The 5,276-nt window shown below is 37.3% G+C and carries 5 protein-coding genes; 2 read left to right on the top strand and 3 right to left on the bottom strand.

Translation table 11 applies throughout. The annotated features are described in order from the left end of the window. Positions 1-182 (top strand): hypothetical protein (locus V7161_RS12485; protein ID WP_335445457.1); only part of this gene is annotated, 182 nt, incomplete at its 5' end. On the opposite strand, the gene V7161_RS12480 is transcribed toward V7161_RS12485, so the two are convergent. The 3 genes from V7161_RS12480 to V7161_RS12470 all read right to left on the bottom strand — a co-directional run bounded on the left by V7161_RS12480 (position 147) and on the right by V7161_RS12470 (position 3,495). Beyond that, on the bottom strand, positions 147-1,298 hold the full coding sequence (locus tag V7161_RS12480) for an acyl-CoA dehydrogenase family protein (RefSeq protein ID WP_335445456.1): 1,152 nt from the start codon (positions 1,296-1,298) through the stop codon (positions 147-149). The two genes, V7161_RS12485 and V7161_RS12480, sit on opposite strands and share 36 nt — an antisense overlap. Positions 1,299-1,476: 178 nt before the next feature. Then, positions 1,477-2,130, bottom strand: coding sequence for a potassium channel family protein (locus tag V7161_RS12475; protein ID WP_335445455.1), 654 nt, complete (start codon positions 2,128-2,130; stop codon positions 1,477-1,479). Positions 2,131-2,157: 27 nt separating this feature from the next. Beyond that, complete coding sequence (locus V7161_RS12470) at positions 2,158-3,495, bottom strand: TrkH family potassium uptake protein (protein ID WP_335445454.1); 1,338 nt, start codon at positions 3,493-3,495, stop codon at positions 2,158-2,160. A 222-nt stretch (positions 3,496-3,717) separates the two neighbouring features. Here V7161_RS12470 and V7161_RS12465 point away from each other — a divergent pair, with 222 nt between their 5' ends. Then, positions 3,718-5,223, top strand: coding sequence for a nitrate/nitrite transporter (locus V7161_RS12465; protein WP_335445453.1), 1,506 nt, complete (start codon positions 3,718-3,720; stop codon positions 5,221-5,223). Positions 5,224-5,276: the final 53 nt, after the last annotated feature.

Below are 5,276 nucleotides of genomic sequence, written 5' to 3'. Positions count from 1 at the left end.
TCCAATCAACAGAGTGTTTTACATTAAAGAACTTCTACCAACCGATTAAAATAATATGGTCACAAGGAAAAGGTAAGGAAAAATCGTATATCTATATCGGGGAAAATACCCTTCGACAATTTGATCCGCCATTTGGCTGGTTTTATTTATTGGCAGTTAAGTATACTATGTTTCGCAAGTAGTTGAATTGTCATATCATCCATCGGAGGATTATGCAGGCCTGCTCGTACATCTCGATAATATCGCTGCAGGGGATTTTGTAAGGAAAGACTTTTGGCCCCAACAATTCTCATGGCAAGGTCTACAATAGAAATAGCCGAATTGGTAACAGTTAACTTTGCAGCACCCAATATTGGCCCCATCTTATTCCTTTCTTGTTCATTCGAAACATCCCATTGTTTTGCAACACTATATAAAAAATATTCTGACTGCATAATTTTCAACTCTATTTCGCCTATTTTTTGCTGTACGTTTGGTAAATCGATTATTGTTCCCTGAATACTATTAGGTGCATAGTTCTCAGCAAATTGTATGGCATACCTTTTAGCGGCTTTTGCAATTCCTAGGTAACAAGCTGGGATATGAAGAAGCCAGCCGTTAGCTCTTTTGCTTTCGGGACGAACTTGTTCAACGAAGTTCTCGTTAGGAATCATTACGTTTTTTAGAACTAAATCATGACTACCTGTGCCTCTTAAAGCGATGCTGTCCCAAGTTTCTTCTATATTGACCCCATTGGCAGACCGTGGGATGAGAAAGTTGCCAATTTCATTAGAATCTTTTATTGCTGCACTGACAATAAAATAATCAAGAACAGGAGACATTGTCGTAAAGGTTTTCCTGCCATGAATCAACCAATTGTTCCCACTTTTTTGTGCACTGGTCTCTGGCCTGCCCCCGCGGGTTGGACTTCCGGTCATTGGTTCTGATTGAGCACTATTTATTAAAGCACCTTGTTTCACCTTTTCACATAGCACTCTAAAAATAACCTCATCCCATGGTTCTTTTTCACCTAGATTAAGGAGGATTCCCATATGCCAGCCAATCGAAAGAGCAGTTGCACCATCACCTTCTGCGATTACTTCCTGTAAGCGGATTAACTCATATAGGGAAATTTCCTCCCCACCGTATTTTTGAGGGACTGTTAATGAGGTATAGCCTGAGTTTTTTAAGTCCTGAATATTTTCAAACGGAAAGCTTCCTTCAATATCTACTTGATGGGCTCTATTTATAAATTTTTTTGATAGATTTTTCATAAACGCTAATCGTTCGTCAAAAGATTTAATATCTTGAAAATTCATCAAACATCTCTCCCATTTACATTTGTTATTTCTATAGTAACATGCCTGCATCCATCCATCATTTTTTATTATGGAAGCAAAAATAATAGACCAGGTGAAAATTGAAAGCAAAGAAAATACAGGCACAATTTTAAGCTTATTGCACCAAAACAGCCCCCCAAATAATTGGGGGGCCTCTTTATTGAAGATTAGCAAACCGCTCAAGGTCACGATTTTCACCAATGACAACTAAGACATCACCATAACTGATTTTTTTATCTGGTGAAGGTGATATATTAATTTCATTGTCATGGCGGATGGCAATTACACTAATATTATACTCTGCCCTAAGGTCTATTTCTCTTAATGTTTTTTCCACCATCCGATCAGGGATCTTAACCTCCTCTACACTGTAATCCTTTGAAATTTCGATAAAATTCAACACATTGGGAGATAAAAGCTGATGAGCCACTCTAATTCCCATATCACGTTCCGGAAATACGACCCAGTCTGCACCAACCTTTTTAAGGACCTGACCATGAAGTTTATTTAATGCCTTTGCGATTACCTTTTTAACTCCCAGTTCCTTTAAAAGCAAGACGCTTAAAATGCTAGCTTGAATGTCATTGCCGATGGCCACTATTACATTGTCAAAATTACGGATTCCAATTGATACTAATGCCTCTGAATCAGTCGAATCCGCAATGATTGCATGTGTCACATACGGATGGGAATCCTCCACCCTTTCTTCATTTACATCAATACCAAGTACTTCCTGGCCGGATTCAAATAATTTATTGGCAATACTTAACCCAAACCTTCCTAAACCAATTACTGCGAATTGATCAGCCATATCGTCAAAAATCCTCCTTGATATTATTTACCCGATCATGATTTTGCCCTTTGGATATCTGAATGCATCAGGGTTTCTCCGCATCGTTACTGCAAATGCAATCGTCAATGGCCCAACCCTGCCTGCAAACATCGCAAAAATAATGACGCCCTTACCCACCGCAGATAATTCCGGGGTCAATCCCATTGAAAGTCCAACAGTTGCAAATGCTGAAGTTGATTCAAATAGAATCATCAAAAAATCTTTCCCTTGCTCTGTAATCGTTAAAATAAAGGTCGTTATCATCACTAAAAATAACCCGCTGACCGTTACTGTCAATGCTTTATAGATGGTTTCATAAACAATTCGCTGGCGATAAAAGATGACATCCTCTTTTCCGCGAATTTGTGACCAAACTGCGCCAATTAATGTCGTAAATGTGGTCGTTTTAATACCGCCTCCCGTTGACCCTGGCGAAGCACCAATAAACATTAAAAAAATGATTAGAAGTAAAGACGTATGTGTTAAATCCCCGATATTTAAGGTATTTGCCCCAGCAGTTCTGGCTGTAACTGATTGAAATAACGAACCAAGAACTTTTCCATGAAGTGACAATGGTTTTAATGTTTTTTCATTAGTCAGTTCTAAAAAAAAGATTCCGATTGTTCCAACTGCTAGTAAAAATAAACTAGTCATGATTACAACCTTTGAATGCAAAGATAATCGTTTTGATTTTCTAAATTCAAATAGTTCATTCATAACGATAAAGCCAATCCCGCCTAAGGTGATTAACGCACAAACCGTTAATGTCACAGTTGGATCATCAACATAGCTTGTTAAACTATGAAATTCACCCATTAAATCAAAACCAGCATTATTAAAATTAGAAATTGAATGAAATATTCCAAAATAAATAGCTTTTCCTAATGGCATATCAAAGGAAAAACGAATGGCTAAGAGCAATGCACCGACAAATTCAATTACGGCAGTAAAGATTAAAATACGTCTTGCTAACCTTACAATTCCTTCCATAGATAAATTATTTAACGATTCTTGAAGTAATATTCTTTCCTTTAAGGAAATTCTTTTTCCAAGCAGGAAGGCAAAGAGTGTCGCAAAGGTCATAAATCCGAGACCGCCAACCTGAATTAAAAATAAGATAACTAATTGACCAAAAGTCGTAAAAGTTGTCCCGGTATCGACAACAACAAGCCCGGTTACACAAGTAGCCGAGGTAGCTGTAAACAATCCATTTAAAAAAGAAAGGCCCTTTCCATCCGTAGTCGAAGAAGGTAACGTCAGTAATACAGCACCTATTAAAATGATGATTGCAAAACCAAGAACGAGAATCTTGGGTGGATCAAAAAATTTCTTTTTTCGCTGCATAATATTCTCCCTATCCTGTGTCATATTCAATCTTAATTTTCCCAACATGTTGCCTGATTATTTTGTAATTTTAATAGATTTGTGTCTAACCTCACAGTCAATTTTAGAAAATTGTTTTATAATACTCAAAGAAAATTTTCCGAAAACATAACACTTTTATCGTATTGAATGATTAATTAGTGCAATTTGATTGAATAACGTGCACTAAAAGGGGGATTATTTATGAACCAAGGAACAAAACAACTTTTTATTCAAACGGGAAGTCTTGTTGCTGGCTTTATGACCTGGGTACTTATTTCTTCACTTATGCCTTTTATCAAGGCAGATATTGAACTTTCCTCAAATCAGATTGCCTGGGCAACTGCCGTCCCTGTTATCTTAGGCTCCATTCTTAGGGTTCCGATAGGTTTTTGGACGAATCGTTATGGTGCAAGAAAATTGTTCTCAAGTAGTTTTATCATTCTCCTTATACCAATTGCTGTCATTAGTTATGCGGATTCGTTATTTATGTTAATAATAGGCGGTTTTTTGCTTGGAGTTGGAGGAGCAATATTTTCAATCGGTGTCACTTCTTTACCTAAATATTATGAAAAGGCTAAACATGGCTTCATCAATGGAATTTATGGGGCAGGGAACATTGGAACAGCCGTTACATCCTTTTTAGCTCCTGTTTTAGCCAATCAATTTGGCTGGAGAACGACTATAAAGATTTACCTCATTATCGTTTTAGTCTTTGCCCTAATTAATTTTCTCTTAGGGGACCGAGAAGAAAAGAAAATCATTCATCCATTATCAGAGCAAGTCAAGGAAGTATATAAAAATCCGAAACTTTGGTTCTTAAGCTTGTTTTATTTTATTACATTTGGTTCATTTGTGGCCTTCACCATTTATTTACCTTCATTCTTAGTCAATCATTTTGAATTGAATAAGGTAGATGCCGGACTGCGGACAGCAGGTTTTATTGCTTTGGCAACATTATTCAGACCAATTGGCGGCTGGCTGGGGGATAAAATCAATCCATTCCTTATTCTTATGGCAGTATTTTTCAGTCTGACATTCGCTGGCTTTCTTTTATCTTTTACCCCTTCTTTACCTATATATTCGTTTGGCTGTTTGCTTGTTGCCTTCTTTGCCGGCATCGGTAACGGTGCTATCTTTAAGCTTGTCCCGTTTTATTTTTCAAAACAGGCAGGTATTGTCAATGGGATTGTCGCTGCAATGGGCGGCTTGGGAGGTTTCTTTCCCCCGATTATTCTAACCATTCTCTTTAATTTTACAGGTCATTATGCAATTGGATTTATGTCCTTGTCAGAATTTTCATTAGCAAGCTTAGTCATGGTTGTATGGCTTTATTATCAAGAAAAGCTCGATATCTCCTCCAAAATTGTAAACCATGCCGTTGATGGAATCTGTGTAACCGATATTAACGGGATCATTCAAAAGGTCAATCCGGCCTTTACAAAAATAACAGGTTATACCCAAAAGGAAGTGATTGGGAAAACACCAAGTGTCCTTCAATCTGGTGAACATGACAATGAATTTTATAAAAATATGTGGAGTGAATTAAAAACGAATGGCGTTTGGGAAGGGTACATTTGGAACAAACGGAAAAACAATGAGATTTACCGGGAATGGTTAACCATAACCGCTATCAAAGACGACATTGGCGAAACAAAAAACTACGTTGGTATGTTTTACGAAGATATGATTAAGCCCGTAAAAAAATAAAACAAGTGAGAAGAAGACCCTCCTTTGAGGGTCTTTCAGAGTGTAGACAAAAG

It is taken from the genome of Neobacillus drentensis (assembly GCF_036965425.1).
Lineage (GTDB): Bacteria > Bacillota > Bacilli > Bacillales > Cytobacillaceae > Neobacillus > Neobacillus drentensis_F.
This window is presented reverse-complemented; position numbering and strand designations above follow the sequence as displayed.